The 14,703-nt window shown below is 33.3% G+C and carries 10 protein-coding genes; 1 reads left to right on the top strand and 9 read right to left on the bottom strand.

Annotation, left to right across the window (positions count from 1 at the left end; genetic code table 11):
* From ACHRVL_RS22395 to ACHRVL_RS22360, 8 genes are all read right to left on the bottom strand, one after another.
* Positions 1-924: a FecR family protein gene (locus tag ACHRVL_RS22395; RefSeq protein WP_395415484.1), complete on the bottom strand. Its 924-nt coding sequence runs from the start codon at positions 922-924 to the stop codon at positions 1-3.
* Between the two features lie 112 nt (positions 925-1,036).
* A complete protein-coding gene (locus ACHRVL_RS22390; RefSeq protein WP_089054418.1) occupies positions 1,037-1,594 on the bottom strand; it encodes an RNA polymerase sigma-70 factor in 558 nt (185 codons plus the stop codon).
* Between the two features lie 459 nt (positions 1,595-2,053).
* The gene (locus tag ACHRVL_RS22385; RefSeq protein ID WP_395415483.1) at positions 2,054-3,079 is read right to left on the bottom strand and encodes an META domain-containing protein; all 1,026 of its coding nucleotides are present in this window, start codon (positions 3,077-3,079) and stop codon (positions 2,054-2,056) included.
* Between the two features lie 227 nt (positions 3,080-3,306).
* Positions 3,307-5,079, bottom strand: coding sequence for a mechanosensitive ion channel family protein (locus tag ACHRVL_RS22380; protein ID WP_395415481.1), 1,773 nt, complete (start codon positions 5,077-5,079; stop codon positions 3,307-3,309).
* 362 nt (positions 5,080-5,441) lie between these two features.
* Complete coding sequence (locus tag ACHRVL_RS22375) at positions 5,442-6,866, bottom strand: SusD/RagB family nutrient-binding outer membrane lipoprotein (RefSeq protein ID WP_395415480.1); 1,425 nt, start codon at positions 6,864-6,866, stop codon at positions 5,442-5,444.
* 12 nt (positions 6,867-6,878) lie between these two features.
* The gene (locus tag ACHRVL_RS22370; RefSeq protein WP_395415478.1) at positions 6,879-10,067 is read right to left on the bottom strand and encodes a SusC/RagA family TonB-linked outer membrane protein; all 3,189 of its coding nucleotides are present in this window, start codon (positions 10,065-10,067) and stop codon (positions 6,879-6,881) included.
* A gap of 646 nt (positions 10,068-10,713) precedes the next feature.
* Positions 10,714-11,406 carry an SIMPL domain-containing protein gene (locus ACHRVL_RS22365; RefSeq protein ID WP_089056121.1) on the bottom strand — a complete coding sequence of 231 codons (693 nt, stop codon included), beginning with the start codon at positions 11,404-11,406 and terminating at the stop codon, positions 10,714-10,716.
* Positions 11,407-11,459: 53 nt separating this feature from the next.
* Positions 11,460-12,098, bottom strand: a complete 639-nt coding sequence (locus ACHRVL_RS22360) for a rhomboid family intramembrane serine protease (RefSeq protein WP_395415476.1) — start codon at positions 12,096-12,098, stop codon at positions 11,460-11,462.
* 112 nt (positions 12,099-12,210) lie between these two features.
* Between ACHRVL_RS22360 and ACHRVL_RS22355 the strand changes: the two genes are divergently transcribed.
* Entirely contained in the window at positions 12,211-13,086 is an 876-nt protein-coding gene (locus ACHRVL_RS22355; RefSeq protein ID WP_395415475.1) for a lysophospholipid acyltransferase family protein, read from the top strand.
* Between the two features lie 84 nt (positions 13,087-13,170).
* Here ACHRVL_RS22355 and glmM read toward each other — a convergent pair whose 3' ends face one another.
* Positions 13,171-14,559: a phosphoglucosamine mutase gene (gene glmM, locus ACHRVL_RS22350; RefSeq protein ID WP_089054399.1), complete on the bottom strand. Its 1,389-nt coding sequence runs from the start codon at positions 14,557-14,559 to the stop codon at positions 13,171-13,173.
* Between the last annotated feature and the right edge of the window lie 144 nt (positions 14,560-14,703).

Raw genomic sequence — 14,703 nt, 5'->3', positions numbered from 1 at the left:
TTACTCAATCTTATATACTCCAGATTCTACTTTGTATTCGGCATTTATAATATTGCACATCAATGCCATTACTTCATTTGCTGACAGTTCTTTGAAATAACCGTTTATTTTAAGTGCATTTAGATTCTTGTTTTTAACTTCTATCGGAATATTATAATTCCTATTTATGGTTGCGATAACTTCGGGTAAAGGCGTTTCTTCAAAAACCATTATGTTTTTTCGCCATAACGAAATCGTATTTACGGGCACATCTTTAAAAGCTTGCAGTTTGTTGCTTTTGGATTTAAAAATCACTTTTTGTCCCGGAGTTACATAAACATTTTCATCTGTAATAGTCGACTTTACATTTACTCTTCCAGTTAAAACTGCGACTTCCTGCGTAGTGTGATCGGGATATGCCTGAACGTTAAAACTGGTTCCAAGTACTTTTGTATCCATTTTGTTGGTATGAATTATAAATGGATGTTCTTTGTCTTTTGCGACATCAAAAAAAGCTTCGCCAGTTAAGTAAACTTCGCGTGTGTCTCCATTAAATTCTGTTGGATATTTTAAAAGGCTTCCTGCATTCAGCCATATTTGAGTTCCGTCTGCCAAAGTTATTTTAGCACGTTCACCCAATTTTGTCGCATATTGTTTGATTTCACCGTTTGATTTTGAGGTGTAATAAAAAAAACTAGATATACTCATTAATAAGGTTAATGACGCAGCAATTGCCCAGTTTCTATTTTGAAGTGAAATTACTTTTGGTATTTTCTTAATTTGTTTTAATTCTCTTTTTAACTTAGAACGATCTGATACAATAAGTTCATTTTCTTCAGATAAATGCTCTGGATGGTCGTACCAATTGTTCCATAAATCCTCTCCCTTTATAGAAGGTCTTCCTTTTAAAAACTGTTTTATATCTTGATGTAATTTTTCAGGCATTATAATGTCTTTGTCTCTTTAATAGTATGTCTTTGAAATAGAAATTTCGGGTAGGCGCATTAGGTTACGCTTCTGTTAAGAAAATCTAAGTTTGTTAATGGTTAGAAAATCTTCAGTTGAACTCTCCTAAATAGGAACGCATGAATTTCAATGCATACGTAATATGATATTTCACAGTATCAATTGACACGTTGAGTTCGTCGGCAATTTCTTTGTTGGAATAGTGTTTTATTCGGCTTAGAATAAAAACTTCTTTTGATTTTTTTGGAAGCAGTGCCGCGGCTTTATCTACCGCTTGCTGTAATTCGTCATAATAAATCGAATCTTCGGTTGTATTGGTGCTGTTGTACAAAACGGTGCTGCTGTCTGCAACTTCTTTTATATATTGATCTGTTATGGTATGCGATTTTATATAATCTAAAGTCATGTATCGAACTGAAGTATAAATATAAGCGGCAAATTTCTTTTGAATTAATAAGGTTTTGCGGCGTTCCCAAATTGTGGTAAAAACTTCCTGAACGATTTCTTCTGAGATAGGAATTGATTTCATTCTGATATAAACAAATCGAACGAGTAAATCACGATATCGAAAATACAATTCATCAAACGCTTTGTCTTTTCCTTGTTTCAATAAATCAACAAGTTCTTCATCCGTAAACTTTTTATACATAACCATTTGTTTTCGCATTATCAGTCAAATAAAAATGGTTTCTACAGACGCTAAACTGAATTGTTTTTTGGGGAAGTATTCCAATTTTTAAAAATGACATACACTACAGTATTTTGTTTTATAATATGTCTGTAAAATTAGAAATGAGGGTAGGTCGACAAGGTTACGGTTATATTAATAAAACAACCTGATTATAAAACATTGTATTAACATTTGATGTTCTAAATGTTAGTTGAGGAAGAAATGAAAAATATAAAAACATTATAAAAGTGAAGTTGTAGATTTTAAATTCGAATACCGTTCTGTGCATAAAAAAAAGTCCTAATTTTCATTAGGACTTTTCTATATTTATCTCATACAGAGATATTTCAATAAAAAAAACCAGTGAAGTTAATTCACTGGTTTTCTAATTATTCTTTGTAAATCATCAATCTATATAAGATGATTTATTACAATGTCTTATTTTGTAATTCCAAACATCATTACCAATTTATCATTAAGATAAAAATTAAGAGTTTGATCTGCTACATCAAAACGCAGGTCTTTATTGTTTAGGTAAGATAGTATTTTTTGTTCTGTTTTATTACCTTCTTCACCAATACATGCCATAGCTGTAACGGCAACATTATTAAAAGAAACTTGATCGTCATTAGTTTCATAAGTTCCAGAGAAATTATTACAGCCTGTATTTCCGCTCACTTTCTTTTCAGCTGGATTAAATTTAATAGAAGCTCTGCCGTAATCTTGTCCAACATTTTCAAGTGCTATTAATTTCCAATTGTTTTTACCAATAAAACTCCAAAGTTCATTTTGAGTTGGTATCGAAAATTCCATAACAATTTTATTCTTCGAATTTTTGAACTGAACTTTATTGTTTTTCTTTACAATTTTGAACTTCTTATTTGTTATCGCTGCACTGAAATCTTGTTCCAATTTCATACTTTCAGGATCACAAGCCATTAAAGTTCCAAAAGGAGCAGCTGTTTTAATCTGATTTTTTGAAGATAACTTTGTATACTTCACATTGAAGTTATTGCAGCCGTTTTTACCACTGATTGTGCCAGTTTCATTATTGATTGTGATAAATGCTTTGCCGCTGTTTATCTTTTTACCATTTAACTGCGTTAAAATCATTTTTGTATTGTAAATTCCTTTTTCCTTATTTACAGGCGTTTTCGAAATAATCTTTTCCAATTTATACAGGTATGAAGAAGCATCAGCAGGAATAGGTTCTGGTCTTTTTGTTTTCGTAACCATTAGCTCATATCGGTTTCCTTTTTCAAAATTAAAACCTTCAATATGACTATAAAAAAGCTGCCATTCTTTATCATTATCATACCTTACCTGAAGACATTCCATAGGGCCAACGCCTTGACATGGTACTTTATTTTCTTTCACAAACATTTTTAAACTTTCCTGACCGTATGTAAATGTTGATAATAATACTACCACAAAAACATACATACTTTTTAATCTTTTCATCATTTTAATTTTTTAGAATACCAATTAAGCATTCTGATTATTCATGTTTTTTTTGCAGGCATGAATTGTGCCATTTTAAAATACAGAATGCTTTTAACTTTTTTTTATCACCAATTAATCTTCCTTTTTCTTTAACAATCTAACTACTACATACTGATAATCAACTAATTTAATCAATTAGAACAATAATCTTACGTTCTGTTTTATTTAAGATTATTATAATAGTATTTTTATTCCTCTTTTGGCTTAAAACTGCCATCGTCTGGATATTTGAGACTGTCTTTTAATTCTTCGACTCGTTTTGGATCAAATTTAGGAATCTGTAATTCACTGTTTTCTTTCCATTTTTTAACGGTTTCCGAAATTGCTGCTGCTTTTTCGCTTGACATAGGCGTATCTCGAGCCATATAAAGTGTTTGTGAAGGATATGCCAAAGATGTTCCGCTTTGTTCTATTATATCCATCATTCGTAATAATATATCTTCTTGCACTTCTTGCGATATTTCAAAAGTTACTGCTTCTATATAGGCCGTAATTTCAACTTTCAAAGCATCGGCAGTAATACCTGTAAAACGCACTATAGGTGGTGAATTTAGCACTGCAGGATGTGCATACAATAAAGATCTAAGTTCTACCAATAAATAACGCATTTGATCAGGTGTGGTTTCCATCCTAAAAGTAAATATGGGATTAAAGATAAAACGATCACGATGAGCATAATTTTCTATCTTACTTGCTGATAATTGCCCATTAGGAATTGTTACAATTGTACGCGCAGAAGTACGAAGTGTAGTCGAACGCATTCCGATCGATTCTACAGTACCTTTGATATCATCAACTCTACAATAATCCCCTACTCTCAACGGCTGATCTGCAATAAGACTCACACTCCCTACAAAATTTTCTATTGTTTTTTGCGCTCCTAATGCCAATGCGATACCTCCAATACCTAATGCTGCAAGTCCAGCAGTAACATCGACACCAATAATGCCAAGTATCGCAATAATACCTATAATAACGATGGCTACTTTTGTAGTACGACTTAAAAATAAAACAGCGGAAACGGCAGAAATACGACCGCTCCTGCTCATTCTGCTTCGTGTATACATACTTACAAAGTCAGTCATTCTCCAAAGCAGGATCAAAAAAGCAAGAATTCCAATCGTTAATATAATAATACTAAAACGCTGACGTACTACTATAGAAATCCCCATGCGCTGCGTAAATGCGACAAATAAAATTACCGTAAGATACATATGAATTGGCAGTGAAAAAGCATCTATAACGGCAGTACCTTTTTCACTCGCTGCTTTTTTCCAAAATTTTTGCACCAAAAAACCAATTACAAAAACCAGTAATCTAGCAAACAAATAAGAAACTAAAGTCATGATTACTACTACTGCCCAGTGCCCCACGGGAACATTTCCTAATTTTCGTTCTTTTAAAACAGCAGGTAATACTCTATCTAAAAAAGTTTTTTCTCCAGAAATATCTGCTGAAGCAATTGCCTCGACCGTTTCTGCAGAAAAAAGCCATAATGGCGGCTGGCTGTCATCCGATTGGTTTTCTACATAAAGTTGTATTGCTGTTCTGTCTGTAGATATACTTCCCACAAGATCAACACCAGTTGCCAGATCATCGTCTATACGTCCAATTTCTTTACTGCTGATAATGGAAGATGGTGAGAAAGTACCTCCTTGATCTAACAGCTGCTGAAAAGTTTTTGCAATACGCATTCTTTCCGTTGTTTTGCGATAGGAGCGTTTACTCAGCACCAAATATTGACTGGCGCGTAAATAATTTTGATCGCCAAGAGCTTTTATAAATCCGTTAACCGTTCCTTGCGGTGTTCTTCTTCCAAGTGAATCTTCTGGAGTTTTTGCAGGTTCTTCAGTTGCAGCTTTGTTCGTACCTAATAACTGCGCTGTTGCAGTATTTGGTTTTAACAATACTATAAGAAACAACAGAGAATAAGACAATAAACGTTTTACATCTATAATCATGCTTATATTTATTTAACCGATTTAAAATACTAAAAATAAGAAATATAGCAGATAAAAGGACTCTTTTTGATAAGAAAAAAGAAAATGACATTGCAATAATCACGTCTTAAGTATAAATAACATTCAAAATAATACTTTAATCTTTGTTTCAAAATCATGACATCCAAGGGTGTAATTTTTAAAAACGTATATTATTCTTAGATTCTAAATCCCACAAAAAAAGTCCTAATTTTCATTAGGACTTTTACAAATTAATCACATTTGATCAGGATAGTGATCTATTTGATTTTTTTGTATTTCAACAATTAACTTTATTCAATTAATGATTAAAGTTAAATTTTAGTACTCTTTTCGGAGCCAATTTATTTTGCATCAAACCATAATTTTGTTGTAAGCAAATCTTTTCCTTGAGCAGATACCGCTGTTTGATAATTGGATCCGTTAAGCGACTGCTCTGTTCCTGGGTAAAAGAAACGAGATGGAATTTGTCCATCCAAAACTGTAGACGGCCCGGCTTTCAATACAGGATAATCCAACCTTCTCCATTCTGTAAAAGCATCAAGACCTTGTCCGTAAAATGCAATCCATTTTTGTGTACCAATCGATTTAGCATAATTCGATGCATCATACTTTACAGATGCTTGATTAAGATAATTAGAAATAGCTGTCGCATCTGTAATTCCAAATTGATTAAACGATGCTGTAATTGCATTTTTATAAAGCTGTTCTGCATCTCCAGAAATATAACCGCGTGCTGCACCCTCTGCAAGATTAAATAATACTTCTGAATAAGATACAATTACTGCTGGTGATGATGAAGTCAGGAAATAAGTTCCCGGTTTTGATGTCTTCGCAAAACCTTGACTATTGGCATCGCTATTAGTTAATCCATTGCCAGCTCCCACATATTTAACTACACTTTTATCCGTTGGCAGCTGCGCATAAACGGGTAAACGTGGGTCAGATAACTCTGTTAATTTATCAACTAATGTTTTCGAAACACGAAAATCATCACGAGTTTCAAACCAAGCAGAAGCTGGGTTTTGTTGAGGCGAACTCGTATATGTAAATTTAAAAGTATCGTTATTACTGCTCAATACTCCCGCAGCATCTGTAGTTGCATCAATCGCTGCTTGTTTAGCTAAAGCAGGTTCTTTATCTGAAATTCTCAACGCAATACGCAAACGAAGCGAATTTACCAGTTTTTTCCATTTTGAAATATCTCCTTTATATGACAAGTCACCAGTCACAGTACCATTTGTTGCACTTAACAAAGACTGAGCTTGTTTTAAATCTTCAAGTAATCCTGTGTAGACTTCTTTTTGTGTGTTATAAGCAGGAGTTACTTTTAAACCCGCTTCTTTGTACGGAATACTTCCATAAGCGTCTGTCAACAATAAAAATGTCCATGAACGCAAAGTCAAAGCAATCCCTTTATAATTTGAATTTGCCTGTTGATCAGAAAAGTTCAAAATCGTATTCAAATCTGTAATCAAAGTGGCATATCCAGTATTCCATAAAGAAGTAAAAGAAGTATTTGACACATCGTATCTGTCAGGCTCTGTATACTGAATTTTAGCCCAATGCTGTACAAACAACAAAGACGAGTTAAAGTTTGTATTATCGCCCCAATACAAGTCAGCTCCTTGCTTTAATGATCCAGTTAACAAATAAGGTGCTAATGGAGTTTCGGTTGCATTTGGATTTTTATTAATATCATCCAAAGTATCACTGCAAGACACGAACGTCAATGCAAATAGCGTTATATATGATAGTTTTTTTAACATGATTTCGTGTTTTTAGAATTTAAGATTAACATTAAGACTGTAATTTCTTGTTGTTGGTAAAGCTAAACTCTCCAACCCTTGAGCATTTCCAGTATTGAAAGCCGTTTCTGGATCAATATTTGGCGCATCTTTATAGATAAAGAACAGGTTGCGCCCCACAGCAGTTATACTTGCAGCTTCTAATCCCAGCTTCTTAACGAATGATTTATTTAAATTGTAAGCTAGTTTTACTTCTCTTAATTTTACAAAAGTTGAACTGTAAATATAAGCCTCGCTGATATTGTAGGATGCTTTGTAGTATTCCTGTGCACTAATCACTTGATTGTTTGCAGTTCCATCAGCATACACACCTTTAAAAATCATTCCATCATCATATACCGTCACTCCGCTTGGAGCAGTTCCGCCAGCAACTAGTGTTTTCGGATTGGTAGTATTATTGTTTGGATAATAGTAACTTAAACCGCCATTAGCAGCATCACGTCCCGGAAGAGTTTGCGCTAATACACCTGTATAATTTCCCGTTCTATTTGTTCCTGAAAAAAGCTCACCGCCTACACTCGCATCAACAAGAAATGAAAATTCGATATTTTTGTAAGTCAATGTATTTGTCACACCCGCTAAATAGTCTGGAGTATAATGTCCTAATACTTTCTTTTGCGGATCAGCTTTTGGTAATCCGTTTGCTCCTACTACAATATTTCCGCTCGCATCACGCTGATATGCTGTACCGTAAAGTGCCCCATAAGCCTGCCCAACAGATGCTAAAACATCAACACCTCCCGAAGTACCAATCGTATAGTTCTGAATTTGTTTATCATAATCCAGAATCTCAACTTTGCTGATATTCTTAGAATAATTTACACCAACATTCCATTTGAAATCTTGTGTTTGAATAGGACTTCCATCCAATTGAATCTCTATACCACGGTTATTTATTTTTCCTGCATTGATTAATTGTGAATTATAACCGCTTGAAGCTGTTGTTTTTATTTCCAGAATCTGATCAAAACTATTCGTATTATAATAAGCAGCGTCAAAATGCAATCTGTTTTTCCAGAAAGAAGCCTCTAAACCAACTTCAGTTGAACGAGTTGTTTCTGGTTTCAAATTCTCATTCAGTTTTTTCTGTGAAGAGGTTTGAATAGGATTCCCATCAAATGCAGTTTGAAAATTATAAACTGTAGACAATTGATACGGATCTGCATCATTACCAACTTCAGACCAGCCGCCGCGTAACTTTAAGAAATCAAGCGTATTGCTTTTTAAATTCAAAGCCTCAGACAACACTAAACTACCATTGATAGACGGATAAAAATACGAACGGTTGCTGCTTGGCAATGTCGATGACCAATCATTTCGAGCCGTAACATTTAAAAAAGCATAATTTTTATATCCAAATTGCGCCGAAGCATATGCACTATACACTCTTAATTTTGATAATGTATTGTATGATGTTAACGGATCTCTTGAATTGTTTAATGTATATAAATCAGGAACCGCTAAACGTGGCGCTTTTTGATAATTGTTTGCATCACTGTGGTTACGAATATTGAATCCGGCAAGAGCATCCAAACTAAAATCTTCACTCAGTTTTTTAGTATACGTAAAGATACCTTCAGTATTACTTTCGCTTACCGTGTAAGCATCTTCGGCATACGATCCAAAAGGAGTTCCATTTGTACCATACTTTATCGTATATTTTCTACGATCGTTATAATAATCAACTCCTGTACGGAATTTAAAATTAAGTCCATCTGCAAGTTTTGCATCCAAATGAATATCTCCTATTAAACGGTTACGCTGTTGACTAGTCGTATTGTAATAAGCATTCCAATATGGATTACTGTAGTAACTGTTGTTCCAATTTACGTCTCTATTATTTCTAAGCTGATTAATATCAACCTGACGTCCGAACCAAAGAAACTGCAGCATTACACCAGCTGCACGACCACCCGATGGCCCACCTGGTAAAGCAGGAGCATCTGTAACAATGTAATTTCCTGTTACCCCTACTTTTACACTTTTAGATATTTGATAATTGGTGTTAATCGTAAAGTTCGTTTTATTTACTTCACTATTTGGCACCGTACCATTTTGTTTTTGATTGTTTACTCCTAAACGAAAATCTGATTTATCATCTGATCTGGCTACAGAAATACTATTATCAAAAGTAATTCCTGTATTAAAAAAGTCTCTCACATTATCAGGATTAGCCACAAAAGGAACTGCCTGACCATTTGAGTAAAATTGAGGAATAAGGCGTCCGTCTAATTTAGGCCCCCAGCTTTCATCAACACCATCATTAATACCGCCCCCTTTACCGTCTACGTAACTAAATTTTCCGTTTGAACCCTGTCCAAATGAATTTTGAAAACTAGGCAAAGTGGCAACTTGTGAGATTGTTATACCCGAGCTAACACTTATCCCAAGCCCTTTTTGACTTTTTCCAGATTTTGTAGTAATAAGAACAACACCATGCGCAGCACGAGAACCATAAAGCGCTGCCGCGTTAGGTCCTTTCAATACTGTCAATGTCTCAATATCCTGAGGATTTAAATCTGAAATTGCATTTTTAAAATCACGAGTTGCACCTCCAGAGTTCAACTGTGAGTTATCTACAGGAACACCATCTACTACAAATAGTGGCTGATTATTTCCTGCGATAGAAGTTTCTCCACGAATAATAATACGTGAAGATCCCATGTCTCCTTGAGAATTTGTAATACGTACACCTGCCAGTTTTCCAGCAAGGCTGTTCAAAAAGTTCGTTTCTTTTGTATCTGCTATATCCTTGTTCTTAAGTGATTGTGTGGTATATCCTAAAGATTTCTTTTCTTTTGTAATTCCTAGTGCGGTAACTACTACTTCTGATAACACATTTTGTTCTTCAGTAAGATCAATTGTAACTGAATTTTGATTAACTACAACTTCCTTTTTTTTGTAACCCAAATAGCTAACTATTAAAGTATAAGGGAATTTTTGCCCTGTTTGGAAGAAAAATTTTCCATCTAAATCTGTTACAACTCCATGCGTGGTGCCTTTAATGTTTATTGACGCACCAATAACCGGCTCTTTTGTAACAGCATCGATTACTGTTCCTTCGAGTTTAGATTGAATTAGAGGTTTTGTCTCCTGTGCATTAATCCCTATGGAAATCAACAAAATACATAACCATGTATATCTATTTAATATTTTTTTCATTACTTTGTTTTAGTTTAATAAATAAGGTGAGCCAAAAACGGATTTACTCCATTCTTGCTTTCCTTTTAAGAGATGAACAATTTCTTTAAGCTCTGCCATTTCTGCTGCAACAGAAATGGTTTTTTATTAGCTGCATATTCAAAAATGAAATATATTTGATAATCTTTAATCTTTGGGTGCCTCTTGCATTTTAAACTCTACTAATTTGATAGAACAAAAGTATATTTTAATATAGTAAACCCAAAATTTTAATTGCTTTTTTTACAAAATAAATGTTAACTCTAGCAAACAACAATATTTAATAAACTAAATATAAACCACTTAACATATTTCATATCTACTTACTCGGTGTAAGATTTTTTTTAAATCAACAGTCTGAAATTAGAAATAGCAGCAGATCTTTAAAAGAATTATCAAAATAAGAAACCGTATTAAAACAAAAAAACCTCCAAAATGATCATTTTGGAGGTTCAGTATTTCTACAATTCTAATTGGTAAATACGACTTAATAAAAAACGAGTGAGATAAAACTCATTACAAAGAATATAAAATCAGAATAAAAACCGAAAAATATAACTCAAAAAAAAAATCCAAATTCCAATGTAAAATTGGGATTTAGATTTTATATATTGAAATTTTAGAAGTCTTAATCTAAAACAAAACTTACGCTGACATTTGCTGTAACTTCAATTTCTCCAATTGCTAAAGTTTCGTTTGAAGCACCTGCAGAATCCATAGCTTCTGCTGATTTCATTGCTGCATACATTGGTCTTGGGTAATACACCTGAGAGTTATCAGAGATTGTAAAAGCTTTACCCACTTTTTGTCCTAAAACAGAAACATAATCTTCTGCTTTTGCTTTAGCGTCTTTCATCGCTAATTTACGAGCTTCTGATTGAAGTTGCACTAATTTAGAAGTTTCAAAAGAAACTTTGTCTAAACGGTTAATCCCTTGCTGAACCAAACCTTCCATTAATTCATCATATTTTGATAAATCTTTCAATACAATTTCAACAGTTTGTGTTGCATTATAGCTGGTTTTCTTTTTCTCGTAGTCGTATTGTGGATTTAACGCCACTTGTTTTGTTTTGAAATCAGCTGTTGGCACATTCATTTTTTTGATGAATTTTAAAACAGCATCCATTTTTTCGTCATTTTGCTTTTTAACATCTTTAGCATTATTCCCTTTTGTTTCAACTGTAGCTGAAATACAAACCTGATCAGGGGCTACTTTTACTTTTCCTTCACCATTTACATTGATTTGAGGAATCTGTTTTGTTTCTTGAGCGTAAGACATAGTCATAAACATGATTGTTAAAAATAATACTACTTTCTTCATTTTTGTTATATTTAAGTTATTTGAAATTGGTCTTTCAAAAGTTGTGCCAGTCCTTATAACTTGCCCATTTTTGCCATACCAAAAAGTATCAAAATAGGAATTGCCAATAAAATAACCATTAAACTATGATCTACAATTAATGAAGGTTCTTTTATCAATGTAATTACATAACCGCCTATAGCACCGCCAAAATGCGCTGTGTGTCCGATATTGTCATTTTTGGCGCGCATTCCATAAATCGAATACAATAAATATAAAATTCCAAAAAGATAAGCCGGCATTGGTATGACAAAAAATATTCCGAGCATCATATCTGGCTGCAATAAAATTGCCGAATACAAAACTCCAGTAACTGCACCCGAAGCTCCTACGGCTCGATAATTATAATCGTTTTTATGAAATAACATCGTAAGCAGACTGCCAAAAATTAAACTTCCAAAATACACTAAAACAAAAGAAAAGGTTCCAAGCCATTGTAAAACAACGGGTGCAAAAAACCAAAGTGTAAGCATATTAAAAATCAAATGCATCATATCGACGTGCAAAAAACCAGATGATAACATTCGTATCTGCTCTCCTGCTCTAATACTTCCAACATGAAATTCGTATTTTCTAAAAAAAGAAAGATCATTAAATCCTTTATAGCTAATAAGTGCATTGGCTACTATAATTCCAATCAAAATGGTATTCATAAACAATATTTAATATGAAATGTAAATATAGTCATTCTCATAGATAACTCCGTCACAAACCAAAATATCGGTGGTTATTCATTTTTAAATTATATTTGTAAAAAAATATTACATGCAATTTATCGTTTATATACTGGCCTATCCTTTACTTTGGCTTATCTCTATACTTCCTTTTCGATTATTTTATTTACTTTCAGATTGTATCTACTTTTTGATATACTATGTTGTAGGTTACAGACGAAAAGTGGTTAAAGAAAATTTAGCGCTTACTTTGCCGCATTTGAGCGTTGAAGAGCGAAAAAAAATCGAGAAAAAATTCTATCAGCATATGTGTGATATGTTCCTCGAGATGATTAAAACGATGAGTATTTCTCCTGAAGAAATGGAAAAAAGATTCACCGTAACTAATCTTGATCTGGTGCAAGAATATGCCGAAAAAGGTAAAAGTGTCATTCTTGTAGCTTCTCATTATGCCAGCTACGAATGGCTTTTGACTATTAATCGTAAAATTGTTTTTCAAGGCGTTGCGGTTTATAAAAAAGTAGCCAATCCTTATTTTGATAAATTGGTGCGAAAAATACGTTCTAAATACGATACAGAATTAGTTGAAACCAAAAAAGCAATTCCAACGATGGCGCAAAATCAACGTGACGGAATTTTAAGTATGTATGGTTTAGCGAGTGATCAATCGCCAAAATTAGACCGAATCTTTCATTCAATGAAATTTATGGGAATTGAAGTTCCTGTACATACGGGTGCCGAAATGCTGGCTAAAAAGTATGACTTAAGCGTGGTTTTTGTAAAAGTAAATAAAATAGCAAGAGGCTATTATGAAGCTACTTTTGTATCATTAGCAGACAATCCAAACGACTACGAAAACTTCGAAATTACTGAAAAATATTTGAAAGAAGTTGAAAAACAAATATATGAAGCTCCAGAATATTATTTATGGACGCATAAAAGATGGAAACACAGAATTGAGAAATAATTCTAAATACATCTCAAATTAAAGTATAAAAAAACACCTCTTTCATTCATTTAGAAAGAGGTGTTTTTTATTTATACTGTGAAATTAAATTCCAGCGATTTCTTTTATTTCATCAATAATTCGAAGTGCCAAAACATCAGCTTCTTTTTGTGAAGGCGCTTCAGTATAAATTCGGATAATTGGTTCTGTATTCGATTTTCTTAAATGTACCCATTCAGTTGCAAAATCAATCTTTACTCCGTCGATTGTAGAAATATCTTCGTTTTTATATTTCTCAGTCATAGCAGTCAAAATAGCATCAACATCAATCTGCGGTGTTAATTCGATTTTGTTTTTACTCATATAATACTCCGGATAAGAAGCTCTCAATGCCGAAACAGTCATTTTTTTGTTTGCCAAATGAGTTAAGAACAAAGCAACTCCTACCAAACTATCTCTTCCGTAATGCAATTCAGGATAAATAATTCCGCCATTACCTTCACCGCCAATAATAGCGTTATTTTTTTTCATTAATTCAACCACATTCACTTCACCTACAGCGCTTGCCTCATAGTTTCCGTTGTGTGCTTTTGTTACATCGCGTAAAGCACGAGACGATGACATATTCGAAACTGTATTTCCAGGTGTTTTACTCAAAACATAATCAGCACAAGCTACCAAAGTATATTCTTCACCAAACATTTCTCCGTCTTCACTGATAAAAGCCAAACGATCAACATCAGGATCTACAACAACTCCTAAATGCGCTTTTTCTTTTACCACCAATTCTGAAATATCAGTCAAATGTTCTTTTAAAGGCTCAGGATTATGAGGAAAATGTCCGTTTGGTTCACAGTATAATTTTACTACTTCAACACCCATTAATTCTAATAATTTTGGAATAATAATTCCTCCAGATGAATTTACTCCATCAACAACTACTTTAAATTTTGCCGCTTTTACAGCTTCAACATCAACTAAAGGTAAATTTAAAACCTCGTCAATATGAATATCCATATAAGCATCATTTGGTGTAATCTCGCCCAAATTATCAACATCCGAAAAATCGAAAGCTTCAGCCTCAGCAATTTCAAGGATTTTAGCTCCTTCTGCTCCGCTTAAGAATTCTCCTTTTTCGTTTAATAATTTTAAAGCATTCCATTGTTTTGGATTATGAGAAGCCGTTAAAATAATTCCACCATCAGCTTTTTCAAGCGGTACAGCCACTTCAACAGTTGGCGTTGTCGAAAGACCAAGATCAATTACATTGATTCCTAAACCTATTAAAGTGTTTACAACAAGATTATGAATCATTGGTCCAGAAATTCTAGCATCGCGACCAATTACAACGGTTAATTTTTCTTTTGAAGTATTGTTTTTTAGAAAAGTACCGTATGCCGATGCAAATTTTACTGCATCAACAGGAGTCAGGTTATCTCCTACTTTTCCACCAATTGTTCCTCGTATTCCTGAAATAGATTTTATTAAAGTCATTTTTCTGCGTTATGGTTATTTTATTACAAATATAGAAAAGTTACTAAGCTTCCAAGTTGCCAAGGTGCTAAGATTTTTTAAATACTATAAAATTTTAGTAAAATAACATCTCAATTTAATAGGAATCACAAATGTTGTAAGTTC

The sequence above is a fragment of the Flavobacterium sp. FlaQc-28 genome (assembly GCF_044007415.1).
GTDB lineage: Bacteria > Bacteroidota > Bacteroidia > Flavobacteriales > Flavobacteriaceae > Flavobacterium.
The sequence above is the reverse complement of the archived record's forward strand: the minus strand, read 5'-3'. Positions and strand labels throughout refer to the sequence as shown.

What these genes read in the sequence shown, in the direction of transcription:
- ACHRVL_RS22395 (WP_395415484.1), bottom strand. Translation starts at nt 924, where the DNA reads ATGCCTGAAAAATTACATCAAGATATAAAACAGTTTTTAAAAGGAAGA.
- ACHRVL_RS22390 (WP_089054418.1), bottom strand. Translation starts at nt 1,594, where the DNA reads ATGTATAAAAAGTTTACGGATGAAGAACTTGTTGATTTATTGAAACAA.
- ACHRVL_RS22385 (WP_395415483.1), bottom strand. Translation starts at nt 3,079, where the DNA reads ATGATGAAAAGATTAAAAAGTATGTATGTTTTTGTGGTAGTATTATTA.
- ACHRVL_RS22380 (WP_395415481.1), bottom strand. Translation starts at nt 5,079, where the DNA reads ATGATTATAGATGTAAAACGTTTATTGTCTTATTCTCTGTTGTTTCTT.
- ACHRVL_RS22375 (WP_395415480.1), bottom strand. Translation starts at nt 6,866, where the DNA reads ATGTTAAAAAAACTATCATATATAACGCTATTTGCATTGACGTTCGTG.
- ACHRVL_RS22370 (WP_395415478.1), bottom strand. Translation starts at nt 10,067, where the DNA reads ATGAAAAAAATATTAAATAGATATACATGGTTATGTATTTTGTTGATT.
- ACHRVL_RS22365 (WP_089056121.1), bottom strand. Translation starts at nt 11,406, where the DNA reads ATGAAGAAAGTAGTATTATTTTTAACAATCATGTTTATGACTATGTCT.
- ACHRVL_RS22360 (WP_395415476.1), bottom strand. Translation starts at nt 12,098, where the DNA reads ATGAATACCATTTTGATTGGAATTATAGTAGCCAATGCACTTATTAGC.
- ACHRVL_RS22355 (WP_395415475.1), top strand. Translation starts at nt 12,211, where the DNA reads ATGCAATTTATCGTTTATATACTGGCCTATCCTTTACTTTGGCTTATC.
- glmM (WP_089054399.1), bottom strand. Translation starts at nt 14,559, where the DNA reads ATGACTTTAATAAAATCTATTTCAGGAATACGAGGAACAATTGGTGGA.